This is a genomic window from Candidatus Defluviilinea gracilis (assembly GCF_057138825.1).
The window spans coordinates 13,719-28,413 of the sequence record NZ_DBNHEF010000071.1 but is presented as its reverse complement, the minus strand read 5'-3'; the positions used below and the strand labels follow the sequence as shown (position 1 = coordinate 28,413).

At 53.8% G+C, this 14,695-nt stretch carries 16 protein-coding genes; 15 read left to right on the top strand and 1 reads right to left on the bottom strand.

Features of this window, described 5'->3' with window-relative positions; genetic code table 11:
- Positions 1–195: 195 nt before the first annotated feature.
- From AC16KF_RS12190 to AC16KF_RS12120, 15 genes are all read left to right on the top strand, one after another.
- On the top strand, positions 196–534 hold the full coding sequence (locus tag AC16KF_RS12190) for an Hpt domain-containing protein (protein WP_484037597.1): 339 nt from the start codon (positions 196–198) through the stop codon (positions 532–534).
- Positions 531–1,568 carry an adenylate/guanylate cyclase domain-containing protein gene (locus AC16KF_RS12185; protein WP_484037596.1) on the top strand — a complete coding sequence of 346 codons (1,038 nt, stop codon included), beginning with the start codon at positions 531–533 and terminating at the stop codon, positions 1,566–1,568. The genes AC16KF_RS12190 and AC16KF_RS12185 overlap by 4 nt, the downstream gene beginning before the upstream one ends.
- A 116-nt stretch (positions 1,569–1,684) precedes the next feature.
- A complete protein-coding gene (locus tag AC16KF_RS12180; RefSeq protein WP_484037595.1) occupies positions 1,685–2,419 on the top strand; it encodes a LysM peptidoglycan-binding domain-containing protein in 735 nt (244 codons plus the stop codon).
- Positions 2,420–2,678: 259 nt separating this feature from the next.
- Entirely contained in the window at positions 2,679–3,209 is a 531-nt protein-coding gene (locus tag AC16KF_RS12175) for an NUDIX hydrolase (protein WP_484037594.1), read from the top strand.
- 26 nt (positions 3,210–3,235) lie between these two features.
- Entirely contained in the window at positions 3,236–4,210 is a 975-nt protein-coding gene (locus AC16KF_RS12170; RefSeq protein WP_484037593.1) for a magnetosome magnetite crystal formation protein family, read from the top strand.
- Between the two features lie 16 nt (positions 4,211–4,226).
- Complete coding sequence (locus AC16KF_RS12165; RefSeq protein WP_484037592.1) at positions 4,227–5,051, top strand: M55 family metallopeptidase; 825 nt, start codon at positions 4,227–4,229, stop codon at positions 5,049–5,051.
- A gap of 633 nt (positions 5,052–5,684) precedes the next feature.
- Positions 5,685–6,842, top strand: coding sequence for an ABC transporter substrate-binding protein (locus AC16KF_RS12160; protein WP_484037591.1), 1,158 nt, complete (start codon positions 5,685–5,687; stop codon positions 6,840–6,842).
- 74 nt (positions 6,843–6,916) lie between these two features.
- The gene (locus AC16KF_RS12155) at positions 6,917–7,948 is read left to right on the top strand and encodes an ABC transporter ATP-binding protein (RefSeq protein ID WP_484037590.1); all 1,032 of its coding nucleotides are present in this window, start codon (positions 6,917–6,919) and stop codon (positions 7,946–7,948) included.
- A 1-nt stretch (position 7,949) separates the two neighbouring features.
- Positions 7,950–8,855 carry an ABC transporter permease gene (locus tag AC16KF_RS12150; RefSeq protein WP_484037609.1) on the top strand — a complete coding sequence of 302 codons (906 nt, stop codon included), beginning with the start codon at positions 7,950–7,952 and terminating at the stop codon, positions 8,853–8,855.
- Complete coding sequence (locus tag AC16KF_RS12145) at positions 8,845–9,669, top strand: ABC transporter permease (RefSeq protein ID WP_484037589.1); 825 nt, start codon at positions 8,845–8,847, stop codon at positions 9,667–9,669. The genes AC16KF_RS12150 and AC16KF_RS12145 overlap by 11 nt, the downstream gene beginning before the upstream one ends.
- A gap of 510 nt (positions 9,670–10,179) precedes the next feature.
- On the top strand, positions 10,180–10,710 hold the full coding sequence (locus AC16KF_RS12140; RefSeq protein ID WP_484037588.1) for an SET domain-containing protein: 531 nt from the start codon (positions 10,180–10,182) through the stop codon (positions 10,708–10,710).
- 122 nt (positions 10,711–10,832) lie between these two features.
- A complete protein-coding gene (locus AC16KF_RS12135) occupies positions 10,833–12,308 on the top strand; it encodes a glycosyltransferase family 39 protein (protein WP_484037587.1) in 1,476 nt (491 codons plus the stop codon).
- Positions 12,309–12,355: 47 nt separating this feature from the next.
- The gene (locus AC16KF_RS12130; RefSeq protein WP_484037586.1) at positions 12,356–12,979 is read left to right on the top strand and encodes a CPBP family glutamic-type intramembrane protease; all 624 of its coding nucleotides are present in this window, start codon (positions 12,356–12,358) and stop codon (positions 12,977–12,979) included.
- A 20-nt stretch (positions 12,980–12,999) separates the two neighbouring features.
- A complete protein-coding gene (locus tag AC16KF_RS12125) occupies positions 13,000–13,443 on the top strand; it encodes a GNAT family N-acetyltransferase (protein ID WP_484037585.1) in 444 nt (147 codons plus the stop codon).
- Between the two features lie 10 nt (positions 13,444–13,453).
- Complete coding sequence (locus AC16KF_RS12120) at positions 13,454–14,026, top strand: helix-hairpin-helix domain-containing protein (RefSeq protein ID WP_484037584.1); 573 nt, start codon at positions 13,454–13,456, stop codon at positions 14,024–14,026.
- A 24-nt stretch (positions 14,027–14,050) separates the two neighbouring features.
- On the opposite strand, the gene rdgB is transcribed toward AC16KF_RS12120, so the two are convergent.
- On the bottom strand, positions 14,051–14,659 hold the full coding sequence (gene rdgB, locus AC16KF_RS12115) for an RdgB/HAM1 family non-canonical purine NTP pyrophosphatase (protein WP_484037583.1): 609 nt from the start codon (positions 14,657–14,659) through the stop codon (positions 14,051–14,053).
- Positions 14,660–14,695: the final 36 nt, after the last annotated feature.

Here is a 14,695-nt window from a genome sequence, read left to right as displayed (position 1 = left end):
CTTGCTCGCTTGCTCATTTGCTCACTTGCCCACTTGCTCACTTGCCCACTTGCTCATTTGCTCATTTGCTCACTTGCCCACTTGCTCATTTGCCCACTTGCTCACTTGCCCACTTGCTCACTTGCTCATTTGCTCCCCTGTACACCCGTTTCCCTGTATACTTGCGCGCAGGCACTTAACCAAAGGAAACCAATCATGCCCGTCATTGACCGCACAACCTTCGACGAACTCAAGCAAATCTCCGGCGCGGAATTTATCAACGAATTGATCGACACGTTTCTAGACGATGCGCCGCGCTTGTTCGATGAGTTGAAATCTGGACTGGCAGAGGGGAATGCCGATTCGTTCCGTCGCGCGGCGCACTCGTTGAAGTCGAATGCGGCGACGTTTGGAGCAAATCGACTGGCGGAGTTGGCGAACGTGTTGGAGGGGATCGGGCGGGAGAACCGGCTGGGGGAAACGGGAGACAGGCTGAACGTCCTGAATGAAGCGTTGGGATCCGCCTGCGATGAATTGCGAGGGCTAAAGTCATGAGCGCCACGCACGAGCCCGGTCGCATGTTGATCGTGGACGATAACCGCGTTAACCGGCTATTGCTCACTCATGCGCTGGAACAGAATGGGCATCACGTATACACAGCCGAGAACGGCAAGATCGCCATGGAGATGTTGCGCGAGAAGTTGTACGATGTGATCCTGTTGGATATCGATATGCCCGTGATGAATGGCTTCGAAGTGTTGGAAGCCCTGTTAAGCGACAACGAACTGCGCGACCTGCCGGTGGTGATGACCTCGGCATCGGATGAGCTTGACCGCGTGGTGAAGTGCATCGAAATGGGCGCGGAGGATTATCTCGTCAAGCCGTTAAACCCGATCCTTCTGCGGGCGCGCGTCAACGCCAGCCTTGAGAAGAAGCGACTGCGCGACCAACAGCGAAAACTGTTTCGCACGTTTGCCACACCCGAGGTGGCGGAGCAACTCTTGCGCGAAGGGTTTTCACTCGGCGGAAAATATGTGACGGCTTCGGTGATGTTCGCCGATATCCGTTCGTTCACCTCTCTCAGCGAAAAACAGGAACCGACCGAGACCATCGAACTGCTCAACAATTATTTTGCGTTGATGTTCGACGCGATCACCAGTCACCATGGGACGGTGAACCAAATGGAAGGCGACGGGATGATGGCGATCTTCGGCGCCCCGGTCTTTCATGAGCGTCACCACGACCACGCGGTGCGCGCCGCGCTCGAAATGATCGACCTGCTGAATGTGTTCAACGAGCAACGCGCCGCGCAGGGCAGAGGGCAGATCAAGATCGGCATCGGCATTGCCACCGGGCGAGTCATTGCGGGGTACACCGGCACACAACATCGCGCCACCTACACGTGCGTCGGCGATACGGTCAACATTGCGGCGCGTATTGAAAAGCACACGAAAGCCGCCCAGCGCCCGATCTTGATCGATCGCGCCACGCGCGACGGTTTGAGCGAAGATTTCAAGACTGAGGATCTTGGTGATGTGATGTTTGCGGGCAAGGAACAAGCCATCAAGATTTTTTCCGTGAGCGCGTGATTTGTTCTTAGGCAACGACTTCGCACAGCCATGGAAATCACCACCCCGTAACTTGACGCGCCCTCTTGGATGTGCTACCATCCCCGAAACTTTGTTCTGTGTTTCAGGAGAAGATTATGTTGAGAATGAAGCGAGGCGCGATGATCGCCTCCATAACAGTGATCGGCGCGATGTTGCTCACGGCGTGTCGACAACCGTTTTCCACGCCGGTGTCTGTCACCAGCACGGCGATTGATACGAGTAATTTATTCGAAACCCTCGGCACTCCGGTTGCCAGCCCCACCGGGCTGGGAGGCGTTCAGCAGGCAACCACACAAACCGCGCAAAGTATCGACCCGAATTTGTTGAACACTGCCACACCGGGCGGCGTCGCAGAAACCGCCACATTGACTCCATTCGTGCAGTTGCCATCCAACCCCACTGCGACACCCACAACGACTCTCGCCCTCCCCAGCGGGCCGACCAGCACGCCTCAACCGCAGGTTCCGCCCGGTTCGCATCCTTCCACGTATGCCCTCAAAAGCGAGGAATTCCCATTCTGCATCGCGCGCCGCTACGGGATCGATCCCGCGGCGTTGCTGGCGGCAAGCAACCTCTCCAGCCCGGATATTTATTACGCGGGCTTGGTCTTGACCATCCCATCGGGTCCGGCTTGGTCCGAAGCCGATTTGGGCCCGCGTTCGTTGCGCGCGCATCCCGGTTCCTATGTGGTGACCGGCAATGCCGATACAACCGTGTTTGGAGTGGCGTGTAAATTCGGCGATGTAACGCCGGACGCCATCGTCGCCGCCAATGGCGGGCTTACCCTCAATTCTACGCTGGCGGCTGGTCAGAGTTTGAGCATTCCATAATTCAACGCTTTAAGTAAAATACGATTAACCTCAGGACTTACGCAGTTGGCGGGCAGTTCGATTTGCCAGGCAAATCGTGCCGCCGCCGCAGTGCAACTACGGCGCAACAGGTTCAACTGCGTAAGTCCTAATCCTTTAAAACGCTGATTGACGCTGAGAGAGTAGCATCAGCGTTTTCTGCATGAATCAGGGTCTTATTCATTTTCAAGCGAGTCGTATTTCTTTTATAATGCGATCATCACGATCTGAGGAAACTTACATGACCTTTGAACTCATCAAATCGGAAACTTTATTGCAAGGGCGCGTCTTCCGCATCCGCCGCGACACACTCAAAACTCCCGATGGACGCGAAACCAAATTCGAGATCATCGAACATGGCGGTTCGGTGGTCGTCATCCCGGTGGATGAACATGGAGACATGTATTTCGTGCGGCAATATCGTCACGCCGCGGGGATGGATCTGCTCGAACTCCCGGCTGGCACGCGCGATGGTGACGAACCATACGAAGAATGCGCCGCCCGCGAGATCCGCGAAGAGACCGGCATGGAAGCGGGGAAATTGCAAAAGGTGGGGGAGTTCTTCCTTGCCCCCGGCTATTCCTCCGAATTTATGGAAGTGTATCTAGCCACCGACTTAAAGCACAACCCGCTGGAGGCTGATGAAGATGAATTCCTGTCGGTCGAGAAATATCCGGTGCGACAAGCCATCGAAATGGCGGAGCGCGGCGAAATGCCCGATGCCAAGTCGCTGGCGGCGCTGTTGATGGCTAAACCCTATTTGAATTTGTAGATTCATCCCTCTGATACAATCGCATCATGAAGCCAATTTCATCCACTGAAGAACGCGTCTGGGCTGTGCTGGCGCATCTTTCCGCGCTGGTGATGGGCATGGGACTCATCCTGCCGATCATCGGCTGGGCGGAGCAAAGGCGGAAATCAAAATTTATCGCGTATCAGTGTTTGCAGGCATTGGGGTATCAGACGCTTGGGTATACGATCTGGCTTCTAGGCTATTTGCTGTTCATTACCGTCATCATTGTTTTAATGATGATCGTTGCGATGGTCAGCCCGAAAGACGGAGATGCGTTTGCGGCGTCACTCGTCGGCTTCAATATCTTCTTTTTCGTTTTTGTCATTGGCTCTCTCGGAGTTTATCTTCTCCTGCCGATCATCGCCGCTGTTGCGTGCGGCATGGGAAAAGATTTTCGATACCCGATCATGGGCAAGCGGCTGGCGAAGTATCTTGAATACAATGCCGAAAGCGAGAACGGGCTGAACGAAGATCACGAAGACCGCTGGGTCGCCGCGGCGGGACATTTCAGCGTGATCCTCGCGTTTTGGGGATTGCTCGCCCCAATCACCGCGTGGATTCTGCAAGGCAAACGAAGCGCGTGGCTGAAGTTCCAATCCGCGCAGGCGATTGCGCTTCATGCGTCTGTGCTTATTCTTGGAATTATTGCCGGTATGTTTTACATGGTTGGCATGGTCGCCTTCATCGCGCTCACTGGCTTCGACCCAGAGTCAGTCGCGAATTCATCTGCGGGACTCATGGGCTTGGTGGTCATGTTCGGTTCGATGATTGTCGCGCTGTTGATCGCGCTTCTCGTTCCGCTATTTCACATTGCAGGGCAGTGGGCTGGCTATCGCGTGTTGAAAGGCGATGATTATTGGTATCCGATTATCGGGAAACTGATTGCGCGCGTCATCCCCCCGAAAGAACATTGGGACGATGTGAGTGGAGCGAAGAATCTCCCAGCCCGCGAGGAAGACCCTTCGCTACGCTCAGGGTGACATTCCGAGGAGAGTTATGAAAATTCTTATCGCAACAGACATGGAAGGGATCACCGGCGTCACCACGTGGGATCAGGTCACGCCGGGACATGCAGAGTATGCGCGTTTTCGCAGACTCATGACACAAGATGTGAATGCCGCCATCCGCGGCGCGTTCGATGCCGGCGCGGATGAAGTCATCGTTGCCGATGGGCATTGGAATGGCTCGAATATCCTCATCGAGGAACTCGACCCGCGCGCGAAATTGAACACCGGTTCGCCGAGTCCGCTTTCGATGATGCAGGGCATTGATGAAAGTGTGGACGGTGTTTTCTTCGTCGGCTATCACGGGCGCAACGGTTTGCAAAACGCGGTGCTTGATCACACGTGGTCATCGAAGACCGTTGCGAATCTTTGGCTCAATGAAATCCTCACCGGCGAATATGGTTTGAATGCCGCGCTCGCCGGTCACTTTGGCGTGCCGGTCATCATGGTTTCTGGCGACCAGACTGCCTGCGCCGAAGTGGAAAACTTGCTCGGCGATGTGGAACGCGCTGTTGTCAAACAGGCGACGGGGCGATATGCGGCGGAATGTTTGCCCGCGCAAGCGACTCACGATCTCATCTTTATGTCTGCCGCGCGGGCGGTGACGCGGCTGGCGGAGGGCGACTCGCCTGACCCGTTCGTGTTGGATTCTCCGATTCGCGCCACAGTGGAATTTTTCACCTCCGACATGGCGGATCGCGCCGCGCTTATGCCTGCCACACAACGCGAAGAGACTCGCGTCTCGTTGACCGGGCAGGATATGGTCACGGTCTATCGCGGTTTCCGCGCGATGGTGACGCTGGCACTGTCTAGTTAACTGATGCTGAGCAGTTGAAGTTGATTTGTCTGGTAATGCGATATTTTGCCTATTAACCAATACATCTAACAATAAACAAGATATGGATTCTTGCCATAAAGCCAATCCCGAAGGGATGGTAGGATTCTAAAAACGGCAAATGGGTCTCCAAATCCCGAAGGCGTCGCGTGGCGCCGTGGCGACAGATGACATAAATTTTCCTCTTCTGGCACCCCTTCGGGGTTGAATGAGATGCATCCTTCAATACTATAATCATTTGACCCCTTCGGGGTCTGTGGGAAAGTGCCGTATTGCTCGGTTTTATTGTTAACCTGCAACATGTCGCTCTTGTGCAAGAACAGCCTGAAAAGTGAGACGCTTCGTAGTCTCGATCTACGGGTTAACTGCGTAAGGTGGGTAGCTAAGGCTGACGCGGGCGAACCAGTTTGCCCGTCGGGGCGAAGCGGGTTGTTCATCCGAATTCGGAAAATTTGCATTGACGTATCGCTGAAAGCCTCCATATAATTGGATATGGCATATCCAAAAAGCGAAGCGGGTGTTGTATTGCTATCTCACGAAAGGAGGTGGCTTTTCGGGGTGAATTTCGAGGATGGTTCGTTTCTTTTCAAACCCAACCAAACTTAAGGAGAGAGAATGAAATCAAAATCGTTTTTGTTGATCAGCGTGCTCGCGCTCGTCAGCGTGGTACTTTCCGCTTGCGGAGGAGGCGGCGGAGGCAATATGATCACGAAACTTGGCGAGGGCGAGGGTCAAGTGGATATCATTGCCTGGGCGGGATACATCGAGAATGGTTCAACCGACGCGGCATACGATTGGGTGACCGAATTCACCAAAGCGACCGGTTGCGTGGTGAACGTGAAAGTCGCGGCGACATCCGATGAGATGGTCTCGTTGATGAATCAAGGCGGCGTGGATCTGGTGACCGCGTCGGGCGACGCGTCGAATCGTCTCATCGCGGGCGGCACTGTCCAGCCGATCAACATTGAATTGATTCCCTCGTACAGCACGGTGGATGAACGTTTGCAAAATGCCGCGTGGCATACGGTGGACGGAGTCCACTACGGCACGCCGTATCAATGGGGCGCGAACGTGTTGATGTATAACACCGAGGTCTTCCCCGAAGCGCCCACTTCGTGGGATGTGGTGTTCGAGGAAATGGACCTGCCGGATGGACAGAGCAACAAAGGCCGCGTGCAAGCCTACGATGGCGCGATCTATATCGCGGATGCCGCGTTGTACCTCAAGGCGCATAATCCCGAATTAGGCATTGGCGATCCGTATGAACTCACACAAGAACAGTTCGATGCCGCGGTCGCGTTGCTGAAAACGCAGCGCGCTTTGGTGAGCCGCTACTGGCACGACGTTGTGGTTCAAATGGAAGACTTCACCAACGAAGGCACGGTGGCTTCCTCCTCATGGCCCTATCAGGTGAATCTGCTTCAATTCGACGGCAAACCGATTGCCTCGGTGGTCCCCTCCGAAGGCGCGACGGGCTGGGCGGATACGACTATGATGCACGTCAACGCTCCGCATCCGAATTGCGCGTATATGTGGATGGAACATTCGCTCGACCCCAAAGTGCAAGGCGACGTGGCGGCGTGGTTCGGGTCGGTGCCGGCAGTCCCTGCCGCTTGCTCGGCAAGCGAATTGCTGACCGATACCGGCTGCGCAACGAACGGTTTCGACAACTTCGATAAGATCCAATTCTGGAAGACGCCAACCTGCGGGGACGGGAAATGCGTTCCGTACAGCAAGTGGGTCGAAGCATACAATGAGATCAAGGGACAATAACTGTTCCAGATAAACACAACCGCGTTGAGTCGCAAGACTCAACGCGGTTGAAATTTTTAGAGCAACGAAATTTCATGGATAAACCCTCCGCAATTATTTTTTCCAATGTGTCGCGTTACTTTAACGAAGTTCACGCAGTGGACAACGTTTCGATGGAGATTCGAGATGGGGAATTCTTTTCGATGCTCGGTCCCTCCGGCTCCGGCAAGACCACGTGCCTGCGGCTGATCGCGGGCTTCGAGCGTCCCGATTCTGGGGCGATCCAAGTCTATGGCGAGGATGTTTCTGTCCTGCCGCCGTATGACCGCCCCGTGAACACGGTCTTTCAAGATTACGCCTTGTTCCCTCACATGACCATCGAGGACAATATCGCGTATGGGCTGATGATCAAGAAAGTTCCGAAAGCCGAGCGCATCAAGCAAGTGAATGATATGCTGGATTTGGTGCAACTCGCCGGCTTTGGGCGACGCAAACCCTCGCAACTTTCTGGGGGACAGCGGCAACGCGTCGCTCTCGCGCGAGCCTTGATCAACCGCCCCAAGGTTCTTCTGCTCGATGAGCCGCTCGGCGCGCTCGACCTCAAATTACGGCAACAAATGCAAGTGGAGTTGAAATCGATTCAACAGCGCGTGGGGATCACATTCGTCTTCGTCACTCACGATCAAGAAGAAGCGTTGACCATGAGCGACCGCATCGCGGTGTTCAACTTAGGGAAGGTCGAACAGATCGGGACGCCCTCGGAAATTTATGAACATCCCGCCTCGCCGTTCGTGGCGGGATTTGTCGGCGTGTCAAACATCGTGGAGGGTGAACTTGCAAAACGCATCACCGGGTCAACGCAAAAGTTTTCCATCCGCCCGGAGAAGATTCATCTGCTGTCAACAAGCGAAACTCCCGAGCCTGACACGTATTCAGCCGACGGCGTTGTGCGCGATGTGGTGTATCTGGGTTTATACACGCGCTATCTCGTTGAGTTGAGCGACGGCGGAGACTTGGTGGTGGTGGCGCAAAATCTCAAGACCACTTCGATGGACGCGCTCAAAGTGAAGGGCGCGTCGGCGCGGCTGGTTTGGAAGCGTGAACACGTCCGCCCGCTGGGCAATTGACATGATGCGCCGATTTTCCACTTATCTGTATTACCGACCGAAACTCATCCTTGCATTGTTGCTTGGTCCGCCGATGTTATACATGGTGGTGGTGTATTTGGGGTCGTTGTTCGGTCTGCTCTTGAATAGTTTCTTTTATTTGGACGATTTCAGCGGGAAGGTGATCCATTCGTTCACGCTGTCAACCTATGCCACGTTGTTCAGGCGCTCTAATCTGCTGATCATCAACCGCACTTTGCTGATGGCGTTATCGGTGACGTTGGCTGACGCGTTGATCGCTTTTCCGCTGAGTTATTACATGGCGAAGTTCGCCTCGCCGCGCATGAAATCTTTCATGTACCTTGCTGTGCTGGTCCCGCTCTGGTCAAGTTATCTCGTCCGCGTCTATGCGTGGAGGTTGATCCTCGCCAAAGAGGGCATCATCAGTTGGTTCGTCAGCCACATGGGGTTGCAGGGACTCCTCGACTGGGCGCTCAGTTCCGAATCCATCGGCGGACCCTCGCTTGGGTTATCCATGCTCGGCATGTTCATCACGTTTGTGTATATTTGGCTTCCATATATGATCCTGCCGATTCAAACCGCGCTCGAACGCGTGCCTCGGTCGCTCGAAGACGCCTCCAGCGACTTGGGAGCGAAACCGCTGCAAACGTTCCGCAATGTGATTCTGCCGCTGGCGTTCCCCGGCGTGGTGGCTGGCTCGATCTTCACATTTTCGCTGACGCTCGGCGATTATATTGTTCCACAAGTGCTTGGGAATTCAAAGGTGGTCATCGGCATGGCGGTCTATTCGCATCAAGGCACGGCGGGGAATATTCCGCTCGCCGCCGCTTTTATGATGGGACCGATCGCGATCATGATCGTGTATCTTTTGATCGCGCGGAGATTAGGAGCCTTCGATGCGCTCTAACTCATCATCCAACCGAAAGCGCGCGCCATTTTTGTTGTCCATTTCGGCGTGGGCGGCATTGTTGTTCCTTCATTTCCCGGTGTGGATCATCTTCCTGTACGCGTTCACCACCGATGAGTCGACCTATTCGTTCCCGCCGCCGGGTCTGACCACGCGCTGGCTGGAGGTCGCATTCCAACGAAACGATATGTGGGAAGCGATGCTTCTCTCGGTGGGCGTTGCATTGATCTCAACCGCCATCGCGATTGTGTTAGGCACGCTTGCGGCGGCGGCAGTCTATCGGACGGAGTTCTTTGGCAAGAATGCTGTCTCGCTTTTGCTAGTGCTTCCGATTGCATTGCCCGGTATTGCGACAGGCATTGCGTTGCGCACATCCATTGGGGCGGTGGGCTTGCCGTTTTCATTTTGGACGATCGTGATCGGTCATGCCACGTTTTGTATCGTGACCGTGTACAACAATGTGATCGCGCGTTTCCGCCGCACGGGGAATTCGATGATCGAAGCTTCGATGGACCTCGGCGCGGATTCATGGCAGACTTTTCGATACGTTGTGTTGCCGAATATCGCAACGGCGTTACTCGCAGGCGGGATGCTGTCCTTCGCGCTTTCGTTCGATGAGATCATCGTGACCACATTTACTGCGGGTCAGCAGGAAACCCTTCCCATCTGGATATTCACGCAGTTGGCGCGTCCGCGCAACCGACCGGTGACGAACGTGGTCGCCATGTTGACATTCCTCATCACGTTGATTCCTATTATCCTGGCGGAACGAATCACTTCGAGGAGCGGAGATACCGAAGGCGAGACGAAGTAGCCGCGGGCGAATCAGGCATCCCGTCGGCGCGAAGCGGTTTTGAATCCAGCAAAATTCCTCCCTCAAAAATATTGACAGCACGTCAAACCCCATTACAATTGCGATCATTATTCTATAAAGGAGCGTTGATATTCTAACGACTCGCACGAGTGTGAATGAGCAAATGCTTGTGCCCTTCATCTAAATTACGCCACGAATAAAATCTGGCTTCCGCCGCCCTCCAACTGATGCTTGGTGAGGCGGCGGGACTGCTTAAGGTCTATGCAGTCAACACAGTGGTTAAGAGCTGTTGTTTTGGCTGTTTTTGATTCTCTGCTATGTCATTCTGAGCCGCGCTCTTGCCCTTTGCGGCGAAGAATCTTCCTCAAGGCGAAGAGACCCTTCGCTATCGCTCACATCGTCCCGATGCTCTTCGGGAGAGTGACATATTGAAAATGGTTTCACCTTTGGCATACATTGCCAAAGTATCTTTTTGGGCGAAATGCCCTCCTCAAAAAACGAAAGGAAAGAATGACCGGTCAATTTACATCCCATTTGAATCCGAAATGTAGTTCGGGCGCGTTCGAAGAGAAAGGCGGATGCGGCGTGTTTGCCCGCGAGCCGATCAAGAAAGGCGAACTGCTCGCGCTGTTTGGAGGGCAGATTGCGGCGAGAGACGAACTCGACCCCAACATGCCGCACTTCACCCAGCGCGTGCTTCAGATCGAAGATGATTATTATTTGATCACTCCCGATCCGTTGGAGCCTTCTGATTGTTTCAATCATTCCTGCGAACCCAATGCGGGTTTTACAGGACAGGTTGGCGTGGTGGCGATGCGCGACATCAAAGCGGGGGAGGAGATCAACTTCGATTACGCCATGTGCGACGGTTCGATCTACGACGAGTTTGAATGTCATTGCGGCACTCCCAACTGCCGAGGTCAGGTCAAAGGCTCCGATTGGACGAAGCCCGACCTGTGGGAAAAATATGACGGTTATTACATGCCGTATCTCGCGCGGCGCATTGAAAAGCTCAAAGCCGCATTGCCCGTCCCTGCATAAGACAAACGGATTGCACGGTACAATGGTGCAATCCGTTTTATGTTTAAGTTATCAAAACGTCCCGCAGGTTTCCTCGATCAACATTGTTTTTCACGCCAACCTGCGGGACGGTGACTCTCATTATGTTCAAATCCTTCGCCTTCAAAATTTATCTCGTCGCACTGATCCTCCGATTGATTCCCATCCTCGCCGCGCGCGGACTTAGCATCGGACTCGACGACATGTTTCAATACGACATGCTCGCGCGCAGTCTCGCTCAAGGACATGGATTCCGCTGGTACGCCGAATCGGATTTAAACCAACTCGCCTCTTTCGTGGACTTCGACCTGTCTACCGCTAGGGAGTATGATCCACGCCTCGGCATTCCCACCTCGTTCCGCGCGCCGCTGTACCCAGCCTTTCTCGCCATCGTCTATTTTTTCAACGGGATAGATTTCTCCCGCTTCTTCGCCGCGCGGCTGGCGCAAGCAATCTTTTTGGGAGCGCCGCTTGCGCCGCTCACGTATTGGGTGGCGAAGAAATTCTTCACTTTCCACTTTCCATCATCCACCGAAATAGAAAGTGGAAAGTGGAAAGAAAGTGGTTCTCGTACCTCTGCATGGATTATCGCCGCCTATCCCATGCTTCTCGTCTACCCTCTCGGTCTCGGAACTGAAAATCCATTCTTCGCCCTCCTCCTCGCCTCTTTCCTCTTTCTTCTTTCCTCCATCGAAAAACCAACAACTTCAAACTTTTTACTCTCTGGAATCTTCCTCGCCCTCACCGCCCTCACGCGCTCAGTCATTCTCGTATTTGCCCTCGCCGCATTCTGCCTTCTCTTTTATTTGCACGGCAAGCGGACAATTCTCTCCATCCTCGCTTTTGTCCTTGTCATTGCGCCGTGGATCATTCGTAATTCCCTCTTACACGGCAAACTCACGGGTATCGAAACTTCGATGGGCTACAACTTGTACCTCGGCTATCATCCGCAGGGAAACGGCTCCTTCGTGTTCGGTCCCTCGCTGGATCTACTTCCCATCCTCGACGATGCCGAGCGTGACAAAATTGGGACAGAGAAAGCAATTGAATTTATCAAAGCGCAACCTGAACGATTCGTTCCGCTGGCGATCAACCGCCTCGGCTTCTTCTTTGGGTTGGAAAAGCGCGTGCTGATGTACTTTTATGGCAACGATCTGCTCGGCTTTATCCCTCTTCCGCTTTTGCTAACGATTTCCGCCATTCTGCTTTTGCCGTTTGTCATCATTTCCACCTCTGCCGCGCTGGGACTATCTCTCCTCCGCTGGAATCCGCAAACTTGCTTATTGGCTCTTTTGCTGTTTTGTTACACCATCCCTCACGTGTTCATCCTCGCCGAAGACCGCTTTCATCTCGCGCTCGTGCCTTACTTTGCCATCCTTGCCGCATGGTTTTGGGTGAACGGATTCAAAGCATTGTCCCTCCGCTGGCAAGAATCGCAATCGGGAAAAATTCTCCTAATCCTCTCAATTCTCTCTGTAATTCTCCTCGTAACCAACTGGGGACTCGAACTCGTCCGCGACTGGGATAAAATTGCGCAACTCCTCGGTCCCAGCGGAAACCAATCCTACTTCCCCTACTGATCACTGATAACTGATAACTGATCACTGATCACTGCTCACTGATAACCATGACCTACCTCCTCGGCGAACGCCTAAAATTTGACTGGAAGATCGTAACGATCACAATCGTATCCACATTACTATTCATGGTGGATTTCTATCATCGCAAACTTCTCTTTGAGAATTTCGGATATTCGTTTCGAGTCGTTTTGTATCTTGTTATCCCTCTTCTAGTTATTCTTGTTCTTTTCCGCGAAAACCCGAAAGAATATGGTTTTGGGCTTGGCGATTGGAAAGCGGGTCTCATCATCACGATCATAGGAATAATCGTCATGGCTCCAGTGATCTATTTCCTCGGCAAGGACAATGCGTCCATGCAGAAGTATTATCAGCCCTACGTGAACGGACTCCCGTGGTCAACCTTCCTCGACCTCATCGGCTGGGAGTTCATCTTCCGCGGCTGGATCCTGTTCGGCTACGTCCGCAAATTCGGACCCGAAGCGCTGTGGGTGCAAGCCGTCCCGTTTGCGTTGATGCACAACGGCAAACCCGAAGTGGAGACTCTCTCCACGATCTTCGGCGGCTTTGCCTTCGGCTGGGTGGCGTGGAGAACAAAATCCTTTCTCTATCCGTTCCTGATCCATTGGTTCATCGCGACGTTCATTATCATCGTCGCGGCAGGGCTATCCTGACTAACGGACTACGCAACTGCATGACTACATTCACTCTCCGCCCCGCGCGCGAATCGGAATCCCGCCAGATCAAGGAGCTGATTCGCCTGGTGGGCATCAACCCGATGGGCTTGGATTGGAAGCGGTTTATCGTCGCTGTGGATGCGGACGAGCGCGTCATTGGCACGGGACAGTTGAAACCGCATGGCGCGGACATCCTCGAATTGTCGTCCATTGCGGTTGCGCCGGCGCATCGCGGCGAGGGAATCGCGCGCGCCATCATCGAACATTTTCTGAAGGAAGGTCCGCGCCCGTTGTATCTGACTTGTGTATCGACGATGGGTCTGCTGTATGAAAAATTCGGGTTTGTCAGTCTTGAGTATAAAAACATGCCCCGTTATTTTCAGCGTTTGAGCAAGGTGGCAAATGTGATGTTGAATTTCACGCGGGAAGGCGAATTCCTGCTGGTGATGAAGTTACAGTAAAATATCTGCGATGCAAACGATCAAATCAATCCTGTATATGACTTCTGGCGTATTATTTGGCTTGTTTATTGCTGTGGTGGTGTGGGTGGTGGCGCGCAACCCAAGCGGGCAGGCGGTGACTCTGCGCCCCGCGCCCACAGACGCGCCTATTGTGGTTCACATCACTGGCGCGGTGCCGCGACCGGGCGTGTACGCCCTGCCACAGGGCGCGCGCGCGCAGGATGCCATTTCTGCCGCGGGCGGTTTTTTGGCAGATGCCGATAAAACAGGCATCAATCTTGCGAGACTTCTTGAAGACGGCGAGAAGTTGGATATTCCCTTTGTGGAGGGTTCTTCGCTGGTGGTGGAGCCGGTCTCGGCTCCGACAGCGTCGGCGGCTTCCACAGAATTGATCGACATCAACACTGCCTCGCAAGCCGAGTTGGAGACGCTTCCCGGCATCGGTCCGACCACCGCGCAGAAGATCATCGATTACCGTGAGGAGAACGGTCCGTTTCAAACGACGGAAGACCTCATGAACGTATCGGGGATTGGTCCCGGCACGTATGAACGCATCAAGGATTTGATCACGGTGGGGGAGTGATACGCGCAATCGTGAGTCCCCCGGTCACTCATGGAATAAGAATTTCAAAATCTCTTTGGCTTTGATCGCCGCCTTTGCCCGATGGCTGAGGCGGTTTTTTTCGTCCATGCCAAGTTCTGACATGGTTTTACCCAACTCTGGAAAAAGAAAGATCGGGTCATATCCAAATCCGCCTGTGCCGCGTTCTTCGGGGATGATCTCGCCTTCGCAGACACCCTCGGTAAGTTGTAATTGGTGACTGGTGTCTGCGATTGCAATCGTGGCTTTGAAGCGCGCGGTCCATGGGCGGGGATGGTTTTGCAGTTTGCTCAACAAGTATTTTCTTCGTTCGCCATCGGAAAGTTTTTTACCGTCTGTTGAACCGTAACGCGCGGAGTATAAGCCTGGCTCGCCGTTGAGCGCGTTCACTTCCAAGCCTGAATCGTCGGCGAGGGAAATGAGTCCGCTGGCTTGGGCGAAGGCGGTGGCTTTCTTTGCTGCGTTCTCGGCATAAGTCAATCCATCTTCGATGACGTCGAGTTCGAGGTTAATGCCCGCTGGCGTGAGGAGTTGAAGGTTCAAGTCCTTGAGCAGGTCTTGTAGTTCGATGATCTTGTCTTTGTTGTTGGTGGCGAGGAGGATGGGGGATGCCATAGTGGATGAGAGAGGAAAAGAGAATTGGGAGAACTA

Excerpts from the sequence above, each read along its gene's own strand:
- AC16KF_RS12130 (WP_484037586.1), top strand. The coding sequence starts at position 12,356 with ATGACCTACCTCCTCGGCGAACGCCTAAAATTTGACTGGAAGATCGTA.
- AC16KF_RS12150 (WP_484037609.1), top strand. The coding sequence starts at position 7,950 with ATGATGCGCCGATTTTCCACTTATCTGTATTACCGACCGAAACTCATC.
- AC16KF_RS12190 (WP_484037597.1), top strand. The coding sequence starts at position 196 with ATGCCCGTCATTGACCGCACAACCTTCGACGAACTCAAGCAAATCTCC.
- rdgB (WP_484037583.1), bottom strand. The coding sequence starts at position 14,659 with ATGGCATCCCCCATCCTCCTCGCCACCAACAACAAAGACAAGATCATC.
- AC16KF_RS12170 (WP_484037593.1), top strand. The coding sequence starts at position 3,236 with ATGAAGCCAATTTCATCCACTGAAGAACGCGTCTGGGCTGTGCTGGCG.
- AC16KF_RS12145 (WP_484037589.1), top strand. The coding sequence starts at position 8,845 with ATGCGCTCTAACTCATCATCCAACCGAAAGCGCGCGCCATTTTTGTTG.
- AC16KF_RS12120 (WP_484037584.1), top strand. The coding sequence starts at position 13,454 with ATGCAAACGATCAAATCAATCCTGTATATGACTTCTGGCGTATTATTT.
- AC16KF_RS12160 (WP_484037591.1), top strand. The coding sequence starts at position 5,685 with ATGAAATCAAAATCGTTTTTGTTGATCAGCGTGCTCGCGCTCGTCAGC.
- AC16KF_RS12135 (WP_484037587.1), top strand. The coding sequence starts at position 10,833 with ATGTTCAAATCCTTCGCCTTCAAAATTTATCTCGTCGCACTGATCCTC.
- AC16KF_RS12185 (WP_484037596.1), top strand. The coding sequence starts at position 531 with ATGAGCGCCACGCACGAGCCCGGTCGCATGTTGATCGTGGACGATAAC.
- AC16KF_RS12155 (WP_484037590.1), top strand. The coding sequence starts at position 6,917 with ATGGATAAACCCTCCGCAATTATTTTTTCCAATGTGTCGCGTTACTTT.
- AC16KF_RS12180 (WP_484037595.1), top strand. The coding sequence starts at position 1,685 with ATGTTGAGAATGAAGCGAGGCGCGATGATCGCCTCCATAACAGTGATC.
- AC16KF_RS12125 (WP_484037585.1), top strand. The coding sequence starts at position 13,000 with ATGACTACATTCACTCTCCGCCCCGCGCGCGAATCGGAATCCCGCCAG.
- AC16KF_RS12140 (WP_484037588.1), top strand. The coding sequence starts at position 10,180 with ATGACCGGTCAATTTACATCCCATTTGAATCCGAAATGTAGTTCGGGC.
- AC16KF_RS12175 (WP_484037594.1), top strand. The coding sequence starts at position 2,679 with ATGACCTTTGAACTCATCAAATCGGAAACTTTATTGCAAGGGCGCGTC.
- AC16KF_RS12165 (WP_484037592.1), top strand. The coding sequence starts at position 4,227 with ATGAAAATTCTTATCGCAACAGACATGGAAGGGATCACCGGCGTCACC.